Source organism: Mucilaginibacter sp. GW822-FHT03E02, assembly GCF_058801545.1.
Map to the genome: position 1 here is coordinate 5,075,629 of NZ_JBXANJ010000001.1, position 19,300 is coordinate 5,094,928.

A 19,300-nucleotide genomic window follows, 5' to 3' on the forward strand; every position below is an offset into this window, starting at 1 on the left:
CCTTATACCTGTCTTTTCGTCTCACCATTCAGTCGCAGCGTTGGTAACTCGCTGACTTATGGGTTTGTCATTGTGCTATGTTCCCTGATATTTGGTTTCCCTCACAGGTCAAATGACTGACGATAGACTTATAAACACACGTCTACTACCTTGCCATAGGTAGATTTATTATGCAGCCTTTACGGGCGCACGTTCCAGCTCGCTGGGTTTCCAGGGAATATCGAGGTGATGCATCGCGATCACCCGCTCCTGTACATTCAGGCCAGTGCCGGCTTTCTCCGTACTGCCGATCAGGATACGGATCTCGCCCCGGTTCATTTTTTTAAAGAGTTCCGGCTTTTGCTTATCCGTCCAGTCGTGGATAAAAGTGATCTGCGCAGCGGGGATACCCATATCCCGTACCAGTTTGTCTTTCAGCGCACCATAAATATTAAAGCTGTCCGGTTTGGGCGTGCCGATATCACAGAAGACGATTTGGGTTCCACGCTGCGCCTGGCTGCCCTGGTACAATTCCGCCAGTTTGCGCGCGCAGACATTCACCTTAAAGTCCGGGTGATCTTCGTATTTGTAGGGATCGATCAGCCGCATATCCGCCGCCATCTTCTTGGCGTAATTAGTGGCGATCAGCATCCGGCCCTTGTCCTCGTCCTCGGTCAGGGGTGGACGCCCGATCAGGGTAGCGTCGCCGTTCTTGGCGAATTGCATCAGGCGTTTGATAAATTCCGCCTGTTCCGGTGTCGGCGGGATATTCACTAACTTTTCGTCCAGCGCGGGTTTGTCCAGCGCGATATGCCGGGCGGTCTTGTAATCGGTGATCTCGTTGTAGAATAGCGCCAGTTCCGGTACCTTGATAAAATGACGAAAACGTTCCTTGGCAATAATCTCGTTGGTGACCGAAAACTCGAAGTCGGTAGTTTTCTTGGCGAATACCGCCGCCCAGCCGTCGAAGTTTTCGATGCTTTGGCGCGCCATCTCCTTTGGCCGGAGATATTTGAAGATCAAATACATCTCCGTCAGGCTGTTGGAGATCGGCGTACCGCTCAGAAAGGTGACACAAAGGTCGCTGTCGAATTTCTCCTGGAGTGTGCGCACCGCGAACAGCATATTCAATGCCTTCTGGCTGCCTTCGGTATTGCCCAGCCCGGCCACGCGGTCATGGCGGGTGGTAAAGGTCAGGTTCTTGAATTTATGGGATTCGTCCACGAACAGATGGTCGATCTCCATGGCCGCAAAATCGATGCCCTTGTCCTTTTTGCCGGTGATCTCCTGCTGCAGGGTTTTGAGCTTAACAGTCAGGTTCTTTTTACGTACCTCAAGCCCCTTGAGCACCCGGCGGGAAATATCCCCGCCCTCCATTTGCAGGGTATCGAGGTCGCGCTCGGTGTTGTCCAGTTCGGTTTGAAATATCCGTTGCTGGATCTCCGCCGATTGCGGGATCTTGCCGAATTGGTCGTGCGTCAGGATGATACAATCCCAGTTGTTGTTCTTGATCTCGTGGAAAAGCCGTAAACGTTTATCCGGCGTAAAGTCATTTTCACATGGCGCGAGTACACGCGCAGCGGGATAGGCTTTTCGGTAGGTTTCCGCGATCTGGTTTACGTTTGCCTTCAACGCCAGGATCATCGGTTTATGGACAATGCCCAGCCGTTTCATTTCCTGCGCGGCTACGATCATAGTCAGGGTTTTGCCCAGGCCGACTTCGTGATCGATCAGCGCACCGCGGTTTTGCATAATGCGCCAGGCGGCATTCTTTTGCGAGCTGTATAGGTCTTCAATGCCCAATGCCTGTTTATTCAGGCCGGGGAAGCTCAGGTGGCTGCCGTCGTATTCGCGCAGGCGGTAACAATTGAACGTATCGTTATACAGTTTTTCTATGGTTTTCTTTTCTTCTATTGGGAGATCGGATAGCCAGTTAGTAAAGCCGTTGCGGATCTGCTCGATCTTCTGGTGGGCCAGCTGGATGGCCTCATTGTCCGGGTAGCGTTTGGTATGTCCGTGGCCCAGGTTCACTTCGTAGCTGAAATAGGGGCTGGTGTTTTCCAGTGCATGTTCCAGCAACGTATAGCCATAGGTTCTCCGGTTGCTTTCCTTGGGCGTGATCGCAAATTCCCGGCTGATCTTCAGGTTGCTGCCCTTAGTGGCTACTTTAAAGCTGTCCCCCGAATGCATGTAGGCAATGGTGACCGGCAGCTCGAAGAAGTCCGTCGCAAAGCGCTCGTAATAAGCCAGCGGGAACCAGCGTTCACCGAGGTTAAAATCCAGCAGTTCAAAGGGGATCTGTACCGGTTGCACCCGGCTGATCTCCTGCAGGCTATACTGCAGGTTCCGGTTGCCCGGGTTTTGGGCGGCTATCCGCTGCGCGGTTGCCAGTTTCTGCACTACATTCCCGGATAGGTACTGATCAACCGTTTCCCATTGCCGGTTTTGCGGGTTCAGGCAGATGTGGCTGCGCAGGCTGATGATGGTTTCCTCAGCCGACAGCCCGGTGGCCGCACCGATAAAACCCAGGTCGACGGCGCCTTTTTCATTCAGGCAGCGGGCAAGGGCATTCGAAGGGTCATCGGTTTTAAATTCCTCCCGGTTGCTGAAGACAGGGCCGCTCAGAATATCAGCAGGTTTGAAGTTATTGCCGTCCTTGACCTCGATGGAAGATAATAACTTAAACCCTTCCTGTTCGTCGGCCAGGATCAGCCGGCGGTTAGCCGGGCGGTTGAGTTGACCATAATGGCTGGTGAATTTTACATAAGCTTCGTTCAGCTCGCGGCGGAACGCCGGATATTCACTTTGCGCCGCAGCCTCGGTTTCGAACAGCGCCAGGTAAGTGTCCCTGACGCGGGTGTAGCGCTCATAAAATAAGGCATCCTTCTGGTCTGCCAGCGGCTGGAAAATCGCCTGTGTCCGGCTTTCATTGATCTGGTGGATCGTACCGGTTTGACCGTTCAGGCTGACCAGGCTGTCTTCCCGGTGGAATGCATTCAGCGCCCGGTAATAGATTTCAGCATTCTCCCCGAAATTAAAATACTCCTTCAGGCTTTGGTCGCCCTCGAAGTAGAAGTCATGATTGAATGCCTGCAGTTCGGGCACCAGCCTGGTCAGTTCCTGGCTCAACTGGTTGCCATTGATCCAGCCATTGGCAACGGATACGTTTTCAACATTGACATACAGTTTGTATAGGTAGTGTTTCTGGTTGGCATGGCGGGCGGTAATGAGGACGACGTTCTCGTGTTCAGGCCTGTCCTTCGTCCGGATCGTTCCAATGTGCCGGGCAGTATTCTTTAGGACTGTATGTTCGTCATCCACACTAATGTAGTCCATCGCCCTGTTGCCGTTTTCGGCAGGGGCACTATCGAACAAGCCTAATTGTACACTGACCTGCACAGCCGATCTTTCCGGCATAAGCAGATAGTTCAGGCTGGGTTTCTGCGCTATACTTTCTTCTTCGCTTGCGAATTGCTGCGCCCGATAAAAGGCCTGCCTATCGAAGAAAGATTGTAGACCGTCGCTGATGTTCTCCCTGATTTTAACTTCGATGGCCTTGATATCGCCCTGTTGCCAGTAGACTTCGTGGGCCAGGCCGTATTGGTTCTTCCCGACTTTAGTAGTGTCGGCTGCGGTGATCCGCTCGCGTTCGCTCACGATAAACTCATTGACGTGGTAATGGCCAAATTCATTAACCTGTAGCATTGTTTCCAGCAGCAGGGCTTCATCGGGGCTCAGGTCGGTTTTGCCGCTGTTCTTTTGCACAAGGATCAAATGGCTCGGCGCTTCGGTATTGCCGGTGTCCTTCATCAAGTTATCGGGCATGACGCTTACACTGATAAAATCTGCGCGGTTAAATAAATAACGCCTGGCCTCTTTGTTTGAAGGACTGTTTAAAAAAGCATCCGTGGTGATAAAGGTGAGGAGGCCGCCATCGGCCAGCTTGTCCAGCCCCTTGGCAAAAAAGTAATTATGGACCTTACCACTGATGTCCTTGTCGGGGAAAGCCGGGTCGAAGACCTGGAAATTGCCAAAGGGGATATTGCTGACGATGAGATCATGAAGGCCATTTTCGGTGGCCGGGGTTTCCTCCAACCCTTTGACCTGGACTTCGACAGGCACCGGTAAAGTGGCCGCCAGGGCCTGCAAGACCATCCCGGTAACCAGGTCTTTTTCAATGGCGGTGACCTGTTCGGTCTCCGGGAAGGCTTTGATGAGTTCGGTGATGAAAATTCCCGCCCCGCTGCTGGGTTCGTAAGGGCGTTTGGGGTGGATACCCTGTTCCTTTAAAACGGCATAAAGTGTTTGAGGAACGACCTGAGGTGTATAATAGGCAGTGAGGATACTGTCGCGGATCGACAGAACGGCCGTTTTATAATCCGCTTCGTTCAACCCGTTTTTCAATACTTCGTGCAATTCCATCATGGATGGATAGAGTTTCAGGTCATTTTGCGAGGCATTGCGGTCGACCCAGCTTTGCTTTTCACCGGCCGGGTACAAGACCGCTTTCAACCCGCCGAAACCGGAATAAGCCTGCAAAGCCGCCTGGTCTTCCGGCCGGGTAGTTTGCCCGTTCCGGTGCGCCAGCGCGATTTTGATCGCCGCTATATTGTCCCTTAAATGTTGTAGCTGGTTATAAGCCATGGTTCCGCACTAATCGTTTTCAATCTTGTTTATCGTTCCAGGTATTCCTCCACCATGCCCATGACGGCGTATTTCAACTGGCGGCTGTCTTCGCTTTCCCCGCCGAAGCCGAAGATTTCGAAAATCGGCTCGCAGGCGCCGATCAGGTTAATGACCTCGTAGGCGAGGATGCCGCTTTTATTCCAGCGGCGGTAGGCTGTATCGAATTCTGTTTCCAGCAAGTCGCGCATATAGTTGAAGCGCGAGGGCCGCAGGTCGCGGGTGAGTTCTTCCAGGCACAGGGCCTCGACTACGTAGGCCGGGCGGCATTCTGATTCCAACCCTTCCCAGAGTTCCCGGACAGAGCCTACCTTGGTTTCCAGGTAGGGTGTCAGGCGGTGGTCTTCCTGCAGCGCGATGAGCAGGTCAAGGTGATTGTCCAGCAGGTAGCTGTAGAGTTTGCTGATGAGTAGTTCTTTCATGAGCTTGGTTTTTCTTGAGTTATGAATTAGGGCTGGTGAGGGAGAAAATAAAGTGGTGGCCTGACCTGAATTTTTTTTCCTAACCGGGCTCTTTACAGGCCGAAGAATGACTTGATAATCGTGGCTACCACGACCAGGAAGATACAGGAACCGAACCAGGCGGCGGCGACTTTGGAGGTATCCTGGTCGCCGGAATTCCATTTCTGATATACCTTGACGGCGCCGATCAGCCCGACGAGCGCGCCGATGGCATACATTAAATTGGTGCCGCTTTCAAAATACCCGCGTACCTGGGTATTGGCCTGCTGGATGCCGGCATTGCCGTCCTGGGCGAGGGCATAAAGGCCGGTGATGGCTAATGAGGCGCAAAGCGCGCCCGCTTTAGGGGGGATTCCCTTGAATTTTCTTTTCCACGTTTTCATGTTCACTTATCTTATTTAATTCTTTGGGTATGACTTTTTCCATATCCGCTCCGCCCGCACCGACGGAGGGACTGAAAAATTGCTGCCGCCGTTTACCCTCCTGGCTATGGCCGGGCGCGGCGCGCCGGGACGTTCGGTCAGCAAAAATTTGTTGGGGGTTCCGCCTGGTGGCCCCCCCGGTTATGCCGGGGGAGCCGGGGCGGAATGGGCACTCCTGCTACACGCTCCACCACTGATCTACCTCTTCTTCGGTGAGCAGGGCGGTGCCGGTCTTTTCACATTCGTTGACAATCAGGTGGCTGATCACGGGTCGCTCAGCAGTACTATTTTGATGATCCTGGAGGATCTGTTTCAGTTGGGGGAGCAAAATGGCCGGAGCAAAGGGTTTATCGGCAGCCCCGGTAATACAGGCTTTAAGCTTTCCGGCGAGTATATCAGTATCGCTGATGGTTTGCTCCTGATTTGGGTATTCGCTTTGAATCTCGGCAGATACCGGAGGTAAGTCCTCTTCTTCTCTGTGCTCGTATTGCGGGGCCTCTGATCCGTTGGTTGATTTATTGCTCATTATACGTTGCTGCAGGTTTTCTAGTTCGGGGCGATAGCAGCGCAGGATCACGATAATGTAGTATATAGCGGCGATTGCGAGTACGCCAATTATATACTGTTGCCAGCTGATTTGGTGAAGAAGATGGGTCATTGTTTTCATTGCTTTTGTTGTTCTTGAATGGGCAGGTCTTCTGCCGTTTGTTGATACAAAGCAAGCGGGTTTAGCAACACAGGAAAACTTCAACTTTAGACTGCACCCTTGTTGCACCTCTTGAAGTCTGCTGGTAATGAAAGAATTACATGATCTGTTTGATTGAATTTTATGAGTTTTTTTCTTAAAAATCACATCGGATACTGGAAAATAAATTGGGGACAAAACGGTCGCAAACTAAAAAAACTCCTCTGGAAGCCTCCTGTACAACGCTGCCATCATTGGAGGAAGACGACGATTAGCGTTTGAATCGGCAACCCACAGCTATGCCGGGATTTATAGTTTGTAAGCTCTTGGAGATTTCGAGGCAAAAATATCAAATGATAAAAAACAAAGCCCGTAATGCTCAGGCGCGAAGGCACTCGGGTAAAGTTGCCGGTGGCTTGAAGCCCGGCAACCTGTTGTGATTCGTGACCCGTTAACGAAAGCCCGGAAATGGACCCGCTCATGAATCCCGGTTGAACTAAAGTTTGTATGTCCGGGATAGAGAATTTAAACGGAGGTACCCTGGAATCTTCAAATTTTATGTTATCGAGCTGTGGAATGGACTACCCCGGACAGTTCCGGTGATTGCTGACAAAGCAATTTGCTGAGCCGGCAAGACAGTAACTGCCGCGGTTTTGCTCAGCGCAGGGTCGGCCTTGCCGCCTGCGCTGGCGAGGCGTAATGAAGACGGAGGTTGTTGCATCTGCCGGTAAAGCTGGTGAGCTGATGGGGTGCTTGATAGCGCGTGAAATGAGGGATGACCAGCCCGCCGGCAGGTAAATGACAGGGCTTAACGTCTCTTTACAATCGGTCATATACTTTGGCCGGAATTTTGAAAAGTTTAAATTATTGGTGGTGAGGTGTACTTGCAAAGAGCAATGAGTTACTTTTAGCACCGCTAAATCCGGCTCATTCTTATCATTAAAGAATAGGTATAGCATCGGCCAGGGTTCACTGTTTGCTATTGTACCGTTAAAAAATAATGTTCTGCAGCTTTTGTCATGGATTAATCCCTGTCTGGTAGACCCGAACAACTCCAGGGCATCAACATTTAAATAATTCCCGGGTTCAACTTGTCCAGATCGGTTTTTACCCTGGCCTGCACCAGCTCTAAAACTGCCTTTTCATTTTGGATGATTCCCATGATAATGCCCGGATCCACATCGGTGAGGTAAGCAAACCTCAATATTTCAAAGGTGTTGAATTTTTCCGGGTTAGCGAGCTTCTCTATGTACCTGCTGTAATTTATTCCCAAAGCTAAAGCCATTTTCCCGGCATGGATATCCTTTAAATCATAAAGCCTCCTTACGGATTTGCTTTCCAAAAACAGTTTTAGGGTTTGAAAAGCTTCAGTGTCGATAGTTCTGCGGGACTCCCAATTGGACATAGTGTATGAAAGTAATACTAAATGTCAATAATTCATGTGTTTTTGTCGTATATATTGACGATGTGTATGTAATATTTACACTATGTATGTAAATTTTACAATGTGTATTTAATGTTGACATAATGTAGTTAATATAGACGAAATGTATCTATTTGATACAATTTGATATAAAATATTGACAATGTGTAAATATTTTGTATTATTGCCTTTGTAAGTATTTGACAACTAACTAATGAAAGCATCAATAACAAGTGCCGAAAAAAAGATCAGTTATTTCATCGGGGTCGATGTTTCCAAAAACAAGCTTGATTTCGCTGTATTGATGGACAGGCAATTCCTTTTACACCGGACGACAGAAAATAATCAGGAAGGTATAACTGTGTTTATGGAGGAATTGGGGAAGCTGGACAATTTCGGAATCCGGAATGCTTTATTTTGTATGGAGCAGACCGGTTATTACTGCAACCCGCTAGTGGAAGCGCTGCAAAAGTTAAAGGCAACATTTGTAGTGGCAAATCCAGTGCAGATCAAAAGCTCGCTGGGTGTGCTCCGGGGAAAAAATGATAAGGTGGATGCCATAAGGATCGCCCAGTATGCGCAAAGGCATCGGGATGAACTCCGGCTATGGGTACCCAGGCGTCCGGTAATGTTGCGCCTCGTTAATTTATTTTCTATACGGAACAGGCTATTAGGCGTTTCAGTAGCCCTAAAGGTGCCGTTAAAAGAAGAGCAGAAGTTCATCAAAAAAGGTACCCAGCTGGAAAACAGGCAATCCTGCGGGAATAGTTTAAAGGCCATCGCTGTGGACCTGGCCCAGATCGACCTCAAAATTGCGTCGCTGATCGAGCAGGACAGTTATTTAAAAGTGCTGATGGAAATTATTTGCTCAGTGCCCAGTATCGGCCCGGTTACCGCTCTACAGATTATCATTTGTACCAATGAATTCAAGGATATTTCCGACCCCAAAAAGTTCGCTTGCTATGCCGGGGTGGCACCTTTTAAGAATGAATCCGGTGGTTTTGCAGCAAGGGCGAAGGTTTCTCATGTCGCCAATAAAAAAATGAAATCGCTTTTACATATTTGCGCGATGGGGTCATTAAGGTATGATAAGGAAATGCAGTCATATTATGTACGGAAAACGGCAGGCGAAGGAAAAAATGGGATGGTGGTGATCAATGCCATCCGGTATAAACTGATCCAGCGGGTATTTGCCTGTGTCCGGCAGGGGAGATCGTTTGTTAAAGACTATCACCGCGATAATATTTTAGCAGCTGAACTGATCGATTCCTCGGTTTTGGAGACCAATTGATCGACGGTGTTGCCTGTTTTTAAAATCATTTAGAAATGGAGCCGGATAAAAACAGTAAATATAGCCGGAAGAAATAAAGCAGGTGAACTGATCGATTCCTCAGGTTTAGAGACCTATTGATCGACGTAGTTGCCTGTTTTTAAAATCATTTAGAAATGGAGCCGGATAAAAACAGTAAATATAGCCGGGAGATATCAAGCAGGTGAACTGATCTATGCCTCAGGTTTAGAGACCTATTGATTGATGTAGTTGCCTGTTTTTTTAGATATTTGGGGAATGGTAAGGGATTTAATGGCTCCCAGGCGCAATGATCAGAATAATCAACTGAAAAGACTGCAGGCGAACCAGGTCAGACGCAAAGTTTTCAGGCTTACATAGAGATGTAGTTGCCTGTGGTCTTTTCTTAAAAAATGAACGGAATATGAGACCTTTTAAATTTATTTTCGGTTGTTTTGAAAAAAAACTTTGCAACAAAAATATAAATCCTATCTTTGCGTTCCGTTTCGAAAAGCACTCGTAGCTCAATTGGATAGAGCGTCTGACTACGGATCAGAAGGTTAGGGGTTCGACTCCCTTCGAGTGCACATAAAATATGCCTTTAAATGGTTTAATCCATACAGGTACAATTTAATCCTAAGCCTTTCTGTGTTGTACCGAAAGGCTTTTAATTTATAACGAGCATGCTAAACCTGGTATTGTTTGGTCCTCCCGGAGCCGGGAAAGGGACTCAGTCGCAAAAGCTTATTGAACAATATGGATTGATCCATTTATCAACCGGCGATCTTTTACGTGGCGAAATTGCGCAAGGAACAACACTTGGGTTAGAGGCTAAAAAGCTAATGGATCATGGCAAACTGGTTCCTGACGCGGTTGTTATTGGCATGATCAGTAATAAGCTGGACAGCAATAAAGATGGTAAAGGCTTCATTTTTGATGGCTTCCCCCGTACAGTTGCACAGGCAGAAGCGCTGGATAGCCTGTTAACCAGCAAGCATTCGGCCATAACCGGCATGATAGCCCTTGAGGTTGACGATGATGAATTATTGCGCCGTTTATTACTTCGCGGTAAAGATTCAGGCAGGCCCGATGATGCCAACCCGGAAGTGATCAGCAAACGCATCCATGAATACAATGATAAAACGGCACCTGTGGCTGGTTTTTATAAAAACCAGGGTAAGTTTAAAAGCATTAACGGCATAGGCTCCGTAGATGAGATCTTTGGCCAGGTACATGCCATTATTGAAGCCTGGTTAAAAGATTAATAATAAATATAAGTCCGGAAGACGGGAAGCTGATAAAGTCCGAAAGTTGGGAGTGTCAAATTCCTGAACTTAATACAAGTCCGGAAGACGGGAAGTCGGTAAAGTCCGAAAGTTAGGAAGGCTAAAACTCTTAAACTTTCGGACTTTACTGACTTTCAGACTTTCCGTCTCCAAGAAAAAAAGAAAAAATTATGTCGCAAGGTTCCAATTTTGTTGATTATGTGAAAATCTGTTGCCGCAGCGGCCACGGAGGGGCGGGCTCTGCGCATCTACACCGTGATATATTAACCTCAAAAGGAGGCCCCGATGGTGGCGACGGCGGTCGTGGCGGCCATGTTATTGTGAAAGGCAATGCCCAGTTATGGACCATGCTGCACCTTAAATACCGCAAGCACGTTATTGCCGGCGATGGCGATTCGGGCGGCAGCTCGTTACGCAGCGGCAAAACCGGAAGAGATGAGATTTTGGAGGTTCCCCTGGGCACCACCGTTAAAAATGCCGAAACCGGCGAGGTGATCTTCGAGATAACCCAGGATGGCGAAACCCGTATTTTGACCCCCGGCGGCCGTGGCGGCCTGGGCAACTGGCACTTTAAAACCCCAACCCAGCAAACTCCCCGCTTTGCCCAACCCGGCGAAGATGGTAAGGAAGACTGGAATATACTGGAGCTAAAGATCCTGGCCGATGTTGGTTTGGTAGGTTTCCCTAATGCGGGTAAATCTACCTTGCTTTCGGTAGTATCTGCCGCCAAGCCCGAGATTGCCGATTATGCTTTTACCACCCTGGTACCCAACCTGGGTATCGTATCGTACCGTGATAACCGCTCCTTTGTCATGGCCGATATCCCGGGCATCATTGAGGGTGCGTCGCAGGGCAAGGGATTAGGTTTTAGGTTCCTGAGGCATATCGAGCGTAACTCGGTACTGCTGTTTATGGTACCGGCCGATACTACGCGAACCATCAAAGAAGAATATGAAATATTGCTGAACGAACTGCAGGAATACAACGCCGAACTCATGCACAAACCGCGTGTACTGGCGGTAACAAAAATGGACCTGCTGGACGAGGAACTTCAGGCCGAAATGAAACAGGAACTGCCGGAGGGCGTACCATCTATATTCATCTCGTCAGTTGCTCAAAAAAACCTGACAGGTTTAAAAGACCTGCTTTGGGCCGAGATCAATAAACAATCGATATAGCCGGACTTCGCATAGACCGCCTTTGACATTTGCGGATGCTTACCTATAAAAGGACCGGGATTAACTTTGCTTTACCAGTTTCAAGTATTGGTCCGGCTATTAATAAATGCTTTTTTGGTTAGCTGCGCTCTGCCTGTTACAACCGGTAAATTAGCCCAAAGGACATCTGCCATAACAATACATAGTTCATTTAAAGGGGTTCCTGCAGCCGGTTAGCTGCATTGATTCGGTTGACAAAGCCAGTGCTGAAAATTCGCCCCGAGAAGATCAGGCGATGACTGGGCTGGTTTGACGGGAGCACATTGGACATGCGTCATTTTAGCAATTCCGGCTGTTAATTGGCGTCCTTATCGTCATTTTCTTCTTCATCGACCCGCCAGAAATGCTCATAAAGTGCCTGAGAGTACTCATCAGTATCAAGAAACATTCTTTTGAGACATTTAATGCAATGCCTTTTATCTTCCTGCTCGTTGTAAACCCATTTATGAAAGCCGAATGTACACCAGGTAATGGTCATCTTCATATGATTGAAAGCATTCTAAAATAAGTATTTTTTGTAAAACGTGAAAATAAATCAGGCCTTTTTACGCAGAGATCGAAGCCGCAGCGGGAGTAAGCGTTTCCCAAGGGGCCGAACTGAGCTCCTGCCGTGGTTTTTACTTAGCCGAATACAGCACATATTTGTCACTCAGCATATCCATATGAAAACCCTTATAACCCGGGAAACATTTACGGATAATGTTTGATTTTGGCCCCATATAACTTGCCGGCAACATGATAAAGATGGGCCCGGCATGTCCGTAGTGCACGTAGTCATCAAACTCAATTTTTACGTCGGGACCAATGGGGTCTAATATCACATACCGGTTATGGTTTATCTCCAAACCCAGGTCGGGGCTGATGAATACAAAAATAGCATTGGTATTTTTGCGGTCGAGTTCCATAATCTGGTATAGGGACGGCTGATCAATAAACAGCTGTGCTATACCAGATATTCCCCTGGCATTTTTGGTTGCATTTTGATAATAGCTGGGGGCAAAATACCTGATAGTTAAAGCCGTAATAAACAGGCATATTAAGCCAAAACCAATCTTAACGGGCAACTTACTTAAGCTTACCAGATAAACGACGCCCGGTGTGATCAGTAAGCCGATTATACGCAAATGCCTTCCCTCGTAGGAGATGTTGGCCTGTTTTAAAAAACTATATCCAAAAAACAATATGGAAAGCAAATAAAAAACACTCAATAGCAGTGCATAACGTTTATCTGGAATAACACGAACAATGCGTATTACTAATAATACGCTCAATATAGCCGTTAATGACAGTACAATTAACGACCACCCCGGATTAAGTATAGGAGCATTACTATGCGTTATAAGGCCGTTTAACATATCATCCAATGAAAAGCCCGTTAATATGGGCGACGCCAAAGGAAAGCTTAATGCTTCCCAGCTAAATTTAAAGCCGAATGAAGTGCCTGCCGGGTTGGCGCCTTTAGCTATGTATTGAAAATAAACTACAGCCAATGATAGCGCGGCCGGGGCGCCAATCCAGATACCATTTTTAACCCAGTCAATCAATGCTGTTTTCTTTTGAGACAGGCTGAGCCACAGGTACAAGCAGCCAGCCCCGTACATCCATAAAAAGGATGATTTGCAGAAGAAGCCTATCCACCCGGATAGCAGCAAAAATAAGGCAAGCTTCCAGTCAGCTCTATCAAAGCTGATACAGCCGTATAAAAACCAACCCAAGAAGCCAAAGAGTAAAACCTCGCCGCCATTATAAAATATGTAGGGTATGATAAAGGCTTGCTGAATAGCAATAGTCAATACACTTATAGCAACCAAATGCTTTGCAAAGCCGGCCTTTTTAAAGAAAGTATACAGCCCGGTTATGCCCAATAATCCGCATACCATGGTAGTAAGGGCTGCTGCACGCCCATCATTAACGCCGAACAACGATTTAAAAAAGTAAGGAACCAAATATTGCCCCGGCGACCACCATGACAAAAATTCGCTATAGTTTTTACTAATGTCGGCAGGATCTGGCTTGTTTGTAATGTTAAAGGCTCCACCAGCCTGCATCTTGTGCATCACCTGGAAACCCCAGCTCGGATCTGGAAACATGGCTGAGGGGGCTATAAATATCATTAAGCCCAAAACGACAGTGAGCAGGCTTAAAGCTATTAATGTAATTTTGTGGGTATGTGATTGCTTTACGGTCATAATATAAGTCTTATTATTTATAGGCCGATTTCGCGGTCGCGGATTTTTACTGCAGGGTTACCCTGGTAAATGCTGTATGGTTCCAGGTTTTTTGTGGCTATGGAGCCGGCGGTAAGTACAGCATGGCTGCCTGCGGTTATGCCCAGGTTTACTATTGCAGCAGCGCCTATCCAAACACCGTCTTCTAAAATTACGCTTTTGGTTATCAAATCAAATGATGTCGTTTTATAGTTGTGGCTGCCGGTAAGCAACACGGCCCCCTGCGATAAACATACGTTGGCGCCAATGCTAATCATCACCAGGCTGTCTATCCAAACGTTTTCGCCAATCCAGGTGTTATCGCCAATTTGTAAAAACCAGGGATACTTGATATTTACGCAAGGTTTTATAGTTACTTTTTTTCCTATCCTGGCGCCAAACATCCGCAATAAAAATACTTTGAAACTACTTGAAGGTATAAAACTGGTTTTGAAAAAAGCAGCATTCACATAAAACCATATCAGCCTTTTTAAAGCGTTGCCACCCGGGTGAAAAGGGTGGTTATTATAAGTCGACAGGTCGGTTTTATGCATGTTTATCTGGGCAGTTATCATTTTGTTTTACCCAAAAATACAGGCTTATCATAATAATGGTGTACAAAATGATATTAAATATGGTGTGGTGGTCAATTATACGGCTTGCATTTTTATTCCAGAACAGGGCCAGTAGTACAAAACGCAGAATGTTTAAAAGCTGGATGGCTACAATCCCCGAAGTTAAAAAGATCAATTTTTGTTTTGTTTTTTTAGGATAGGCAATTACAAATGCCGCAAAAAAGCTCATCAGCCCAAGGCCAAGGCACGAGTACACCAGGATAATAGCCCCTTTGCCGGCAACCAGCAATTCGCTACCATTATGAATAGCCGCAAAGCCAAGCCAGTTGAGTACCTGGGCGCTCATACTCAATAATAACCAACGCAGGCCCTGTATGTAATTTAAATGATTAGCCAAAAACGGGTAATAATGGCTGCCCGGGTTGGTTATCCCGAAAAATAAAATGTTAAAATAATAGAAAAGCAGGAACAGAAACAGGAACTTGAATACAAATTTGCCGGGCGAGAGTAGACCCGGGTTTGCAGGTGTGTTTGGCTGTTTGTTTTTAAGGATCTCGTCAATTTTAACATCCACGATCAGCCTGAACCAGAAACCCTGCAAAAAATGGAATATGACGCCTATACGCCCTTCTAATATGCCCAATTGGAATATCATCCGGTAAGTAAAGTAAAGCAATGGCCTTACGTAGCGGGGCAATTGCCACCACAACTGCTTAAGCCAGGCCGTACGCTCATCGGGCGAGCCAAACAATGAAGGCTTGAGGGTTTGTTGCCGCATTTTCTGCATACGTTCTACCTCCTCCTGTGCCAGCAAATCGCTGTACCGGTTGTGCTTGGCTATCCAGAAACTAATGTTGTTTTCTTTCAGGTTTTCCTCCAGGATATGGCTATCTTTCCAAATCTCGGTTTTGCCGGGTACGATGAAGCGGTGGTCCATATTTTCATTCAGATCGGAGTAACCCACACCAAAACGGATCATTTTAAGCAGGTAAAAAGGATAATACCCGCCATGTTTTATCCAGCTGCCTTTAAAAAAATTCTTTCGGTTAAAGTAAATACCATTGATATCCTCGTAGTCTTCAACTTTAAATGCAATCAGTTTCTCTTTCAGTTCGGGGGTAACTACCTGGTCGGCATCTAAACAAATAACCCAGGGAGTTTTGATATCAAAGTTCTTTAGCGCGAAGTCCCACTGTTTAGGGTGATTTTCGAAAGCGTGCTGCAAAATAGTAGCCCCAACTTTTTGTGCTATCGAGATCGTATCATCCTCGCTGCCCGAGTCTAAAATAAAAACAGGCGCATTTAACCCGGCAATAGATTCCAGCAGGCGGGGCAGGTGCTGTTCTTCGTTATAGGTAAGAATAATAAATGAATACGGCGGCATCAATGCTTTTTGCTGATTTTTGTATACAAACCTAAATATTTTTCAACCAGGCGGCTGGCACTAAAATCTATGTCGATTATACCAGGCGCTTGTAGCCTGATGTGTTCCATTTCGAGTGGAAGGGCTGATACCTGGTCAATCATTTCAGCAACAGATACTGCGCTTGTTTCGCATAACCAGCCAAGCTGGTTTTTACTAACATAACCGGCGAGGCCAACTTCTTTACTAATGAGTACTGCGGTACCAACGCTCAGGCTTTCAATTACTGCATTGCCAAAGTTTTCATCATAGGATGGCAAGACAAAAAGGTCGTGTTTTTGCAGCACCTCAAATTTCTCCTCATTAATAAAGCCAGCCCAGGTTATTTTGTCGCTAACGCCATTACCGGCAGCTAACTGTTTCAGGCTATCAACATAGGTTTGGCTGCCGCTACCAGCAATGGTGAGATGATAGTTAGTTTTGATTAATGGTAAGGCATTGATCAACAAATCGAGACCTTTTTTTTCTTCGATCCTTGAAAAAAACAACAGTTTAATTGGAGCCGCTACTGAGTTTTTTGCGAAGGGTTGGTAAACCGGGAGCTTTACAAAATTAGGTATCGTAGTTGAGCTTTTAGGCGTGATGATGCTACTGACGGCTTCACTTTCCCGTAGCGAAGTGGCGTGGATATGGCAGCGTTTTAAAACAGGTTTACTTAGCAAGTTATGGACGAGTAATTTTATAAACCTGTTTTTATTTTGAAAAGAATAGGGGCTTAATGTCCCCCTCGCCGATACGACTACAGGCACGCCACGCACAACGGCGATAAGGCAGGATAGTACCGAAACAAGGTTCCACCAGGCGTGGATATGTATAGCATCATAAGTTTTAACATTCCTCCAAACAGCTGTTAATAATGCCGGCGATAAGTGGCTATGGTCTTTTGTAACGCGTTTAAAATAGGTAACGCTTACGCCGTCAACCGTTATAGCTTGGTTTGGCGTTACACCAAGTTCGGAAATACCGTTGGCTGTGGTGGCAAATACATTCACTTCACAGCCTGCATTGACCAGTTGCTCGCTTAACATGGCTACCGACATGGTTGGCCCGCCATAAATGTAGGCAGGTTTGTACGATGCCGAAATTTGCAGAATTTTCAAACCTCTTTTAAAATATGAGATGCAATAAGTATTTTATGGATCACCAGCATGCTGATGTAACTCCAGAAAATATTATTAACCAGGAATTCAAAACTCAAGCCGCGCCACATAATCTGAAACAGGCCGCTGAACACCAGCGCGGTTCCCAGGATATATCCGCCAAAAAGCCGCTCGGCCTTAACAGAGATAATTTGCGCCAGGGCTCCGTAAATCAGCATGATAACGAAAATAGCCAGGCCTCCTCCGGTAAGATAGGCATCGACAATAAAGGCGGGCTTTGCGGACACGCTTGAGGCCCTGTTAACTACCCCTGCATCATAAACCCGCTCCATGATCAGGTCTTCGGTGCTCGGTTTTTCCGGCCAGAAAATGCGCGGAACAATGGCCATTCCCGATTGTTTAAGCAGTTTTGTGCCATAAAAATCGATATTTTTCGGGGTCGACTGGGTGAATTTGATAAACATATCGATTTCGCTCAGACGGTAAGCGAGAAAACCCCAGTTGGAATCGTCCTGATCGCCCGAATCGCTGTTTAATGCGGCATCAAGCGCCAATTGTGTTGCTTCGTCAGCCGAGGCATCGCCCGACCACGCATTTTGCCTGAAAATACGGTTGTAGGTGGGCAGGAACATGAATAAAAGCAGCAGCAGCGGGATAAAGATGCCTGCTACCAGCTTTTTATAACTCGGATAGAGGAATACACCCAAAACCAGTACACTGATGATAATAGGTTCTTTAAAACCCGAGGTTAAAGCAGTGTAAAAATTGAAAAAATAAAAGGCGATACAGATAATCGTGTTTCCAATTTTTTTAAGTGGGATGGCAAATGCCAGTGCCAGTGTTCCGGAAATAAAGCTAAGCGAGCTGAATTGGTTTGAAAACTGCGATAGTCCCGGTATCGTGGTAAACAATATCGAAGCCGGAAAGCTGACAACCGCAAACATCATCAGTAAATTGGCCAGCTTATCTTTGGGCATATAGTACTTGGATTTGGTGCTATAATCCATAAACATTAAAATTCCGGATACGAATGCGGCATGGGCCAAACAATAATAGCGCTGGCATTGTGCGGTGTACTGCAGGCGGTTCTGGTCAACGAGTGTCGTTCCCACTTTTTCAAAATTTTGGTAGCCCAGTACATCCATAAAATAAAATATGGAAGTACAGGCCATGTAACCGGCAAAAATGATCTGCACCAAAAAGACCGGGCGCATCAACTGTTCAGCCACGCTCCTGTCATCCGGTATGGCCCTTACCCAGCCGGTTAAGGTCAGGAAAAATATAAGGAACGACCCAAGCCAGGCGATCATGTACGACAGTTGGGCATCACTGCTTAGCATAGCAGCCAATGCCCAGGGGATATACAATACAAGAATGCGTTCTAAAGGGGCCTGGTTAGTTTGCATGGGTATGCTTGATTACACTGAGCATCGCACCTGCCTGTTTGCTAAAACTCCAGTTAGCTATTTCCTCTTCTGCTTGGTGCCCTAAAATCGTCAGCTTGCTTTTATCCGCCAAGAGTAAATTTAGTTTTTTTGTTAGAGATGATATATTACCCGCTTCGAATATATCGCCCGTAACACCCGGGATTACCAGGTCCGCTGCGCAGCCGCATCTATCAGATACCAACACCGGTTTACCAGCCGCCATAGCTTCGTTTACAACAAGCCCCCAGGTTTCGCCCGGTCCTTTCGAAGGCAGGCAAAACAGGTTACAGGCCTGGTATAAAGCGGGCATTGCTGATTGATTTTGAAAGGGTATAAAATGAACATGCTTGTTTTTACCTGCGGCTGTTTTTAAAGCCCCCTCCAAAATACCGTCACCAACAAATAATAAATGCGTATTTGGCATGTTCAAAGTTAAAAAAGCATTCAGCAATAAAAGGGGTGATTTTTTGTCTTCGAATTTACCGGCAAACAATATTAAAACATCAGTGGGCTTAACCCCCAAACCCGGCCTGATTTTGGAAGCCTCCTCACTTTTTTTCGCCGTAAACCGGTCGTTATCAATGGCGTGTGGCGCAAAGCTAAGCTGGCTGGCCTTCAACCCATATTTTTTAAAGTAAGCGCAATTATTGCTGCCTACATAAAAAGCATGATCAACATGGCTGTAAACCCATCTTAAAAAAACAGCTCGCAATAACTGTCTAGCGCCGGTCTTCATATCCAGCAGTGTCGAGTCGCCACGAAAATAAACCGGTATTTTGTTTTTAAAATGCCTGATGGCCTTTAAATGGCTATCATATGCCCAGCCGTAAACCAAAATAGCATCGGCCTGCCAGGCTTGTATTTGATGGATAAGGCCTGGATTGATTATCCCCTTAAAATGATGCGAACCCGGATTCGGGGCTGTGTTTTTAACCCACTCGTATGTATAGCCATCCAGCAGCGGGATATCCCAGGTAACGGTTTTGCCAAAGCCCGGATCAAATTTTTTCTGCGCCCCATTGCCCCAGGTATAAAACACTTTAACGTCTATTCGCCCGGCCAATAATTTGAATACCGGGGCATAATACTGGATGGGATGGGTAGTAATGATCGCTAAACGCATC

15 protein-coding genes and 1 tRNA gene are annotated in these 19,300 nt (G+C 46.8%); 4 read left to right on the top strand and 12 right to left on the bottom strand.

The window, feature by feature from the left end; all coding sequences use genetic code 11:
* Positions 1-168: 168 nt before the first annotated feature.
* From AC1RM2_RS21100 to AC1RM2_RS21120, 5 genes are all read right to left on the bottom strand, one after another.
* Positions 169-4,623 (bottom strand): helicase-like domain-containing protein, encoded by a 4,455-nt coding sequence (locus AC1RM2_RS21100; protein WP_492987134.1) that lies wholly within the window; start codon positions 4,621-4,623, stop codon positions 169-171.
* 29 nt (positions 4,624-4,652) lie between these two features.
* Positions 4,653-5,084 (bottom strand): hypothetical protein, encoded by a 432-nt coding sequence (locus tag AC1RM2_RS21105; RefSeq protein ID WP_492987135.1) that lies wholly within the window; start codon positions 5,082-5,084, stop codon positions 4,653-4,655.
* A 92-nt stretch (positions 5,085-5,176) separates the two neighbouring features.
* On the bottom strand, positions 5,177-5,506 hold the full coding sequence (locus AC1RM2_RS21110) for a DUF4134 domain-containing protein (RefSeq protein WP_492987136.1): 330 nt from the start codon (positions 5,504-5,506) through the stop codon (positions 5,177-5,179).
* Positions 5,507-5,723: 217 nt separating this feature from the next.
* Positions 5,724-6,203 carry a hypothetical protein gene (locus AC1RM2_RS21115; protein WP_492987137.1) on the bottom strand — a complete coding sequence of 160 codons (480 nt, stop codon included), beginning with the start codon at positions 6,201-6,203 and terminating at the stop codon, positions 5,724-5,726.
* A 1,096-nt stretch (positions 6,204-7,299) separates the two neighbouring features.
* Entirely contained in the window at positions 7,300-7,635 is a 336-nt protein-coding gene (locus AC1RM2_RS21120) for a hypothetical protein (RefSeq protein WP_492987138.1), read from the bottom strand.
* A 232-nt stretch (positions 7,636-7,867) separates the two neighbouring features.
* On the opposite strand from AC1RM2_RS21120, the gene AC1RM2_RS21125 reads away from it, so the two are divergent.
* The 4 genes from AC1RM2_RS21125 (at position 7,868) to obgE (ending at position 11,405) form a co-directional block, all read left to right on the top strand.
* Positions 7,868-8,944 (top strand): IS110 family RNA-guided transposase, encoded by a 1,077-nt coding sequence (locus AC1RM2_RS21125; protein ID WP_492987139.1) that lies wholly within the window; start codon positions 7,868-7,870, stop codon positions 8,942-8,944.
* Positions 8,945-9,454: 510 nt separating this feature from the next.
* Positions 9,455-9,528: transfer RNA gene (locus tag AC1RM2_RS21130), tRNA-Arg, on the top strand.
* 96 nt (positions 9,529-9,624) lie between these two features.
* The gene (locus AC1RM2_RS21135; protein WP_492987140.1) at positions 9,625-10,206 is read left to right on the top strand and encodes an adenylate kinase; all 582 of its coding nucleotides are present in this window, start codon (positions 9,625-9,627) and stop codon (positions 10,204-10,206) included.
* Between the two features lie 191 nt (positions 10,207-10,397).
* Positions 10,398-11,405: a GTPase ObgE gene (gene obgE, locus AC1RM2_RS21140; protein ID WP_492987141.1), complete on the top strand. Its 1,008-nt coding sequence runs from the start codon at positions 10,398-10,400 to the stop codon at positions 11,403-11,405.
* 334 nt (positions 11,406-11,739) lie between these two features.
* On the opposite strand, the gene AC1RM2_RS21145 is transcribed toward obgE, so the two are convergent.
* From AC1RM2_RS21145 to AC1RM2_RS21175, 7 genes are all read right to left on the bottom strand, one after another.
* The gene (locus AC1RM2_RS21145) at positions 11,740-11,928 is read right to left on the bottom strand and encodes a hypothetical protein (RefSeq protein ID WP_492987142.1); all 189 of its coding nucleotides are present in this window, start codon (positions 11,926-11,928) and stop codon (positions 11,740-11,742) included.
* Positions 11,929-12,061: 133 nt separating this feature from the next.
* Entirely contained in the window at positions 12,062-13,633 is a 1,572-nt protein-coding gene (locus AC1RM2_RS21150; RefSeq protein WP_492987144.1) for a hypothetical protein, read from the bottom strand.
* A gap of 17 nt (positions 13,634-13,650) precedes the next feature.
* A complete protein-coding gene (locus tag AC1RM2_RS21155; protein ID WP_492987145.1) occupies positions 13,651-14,205 on the bottom strand; it encodes a putative colanic acid biosynthesis acetyltransferase in 555 nt (184 codons plus the stop codon).
* Positions 14,198-15,613 carry an exosortase Y gene (gene xrtY / locus AC1RM2_RS21160; RefSeq protein WP_492987146.1) on the bottom strand — a complete coding sequence of 472 codons (1,416 nt, stop codon included), beginning with the start codon at positions 15,611-15,613 and terminating at the stop codon, positions 14,198-14,200. Before xrtY ends, AC1RM2_RS21155 begins: the two co-directional genes overlap by 8 nt.
* A complete protein-coding gene (locus AC1RM2_RS21165; protein ID WP_492987147.1) occupies positions 15,610-16,749 on the bottom strand; it encodes an XrtY-associated glycosyltransferase XYAG1 in 1,140 nt (379 codons plus the stop codon). The genes xrtY and AC1RM2_RS21165 overlap by 4 nt, the downstream gene beginning before the upstream one ends.
* Positions 16,746-18,155, bottom strand: coding sequence for an exosortase Y-associated Wzy-like protein (locus tag AC1RM2_RS21170; protein WP_492987148.1), 1,410 nt, complete (start codon positions 18,153-18,155; stop codon positions 16,746-16,748). Before AC1RM2_RS21170 ends, AC1RM2_RS21165 begins: the two co-directional genes overlap by 4 nt.
* Positions 18,145-19,299, bottom strand: a complete 1,155-nt coding sequence (locus AC1RM2_RS21175; RefSeq protein ID WP_492987149.1) for a glycosyltransferase family 4 protein — start codon at positions 19,297-19,299, stop codon at positions 18,145-18,147. The genes AC1RM2_RS21170 and AC1RM2_RS21175 overlap by 11 nt, the downstream gene beginning before the upstream one ends.
* Position 19,300 lies beyond the last annotated feature (1 nt).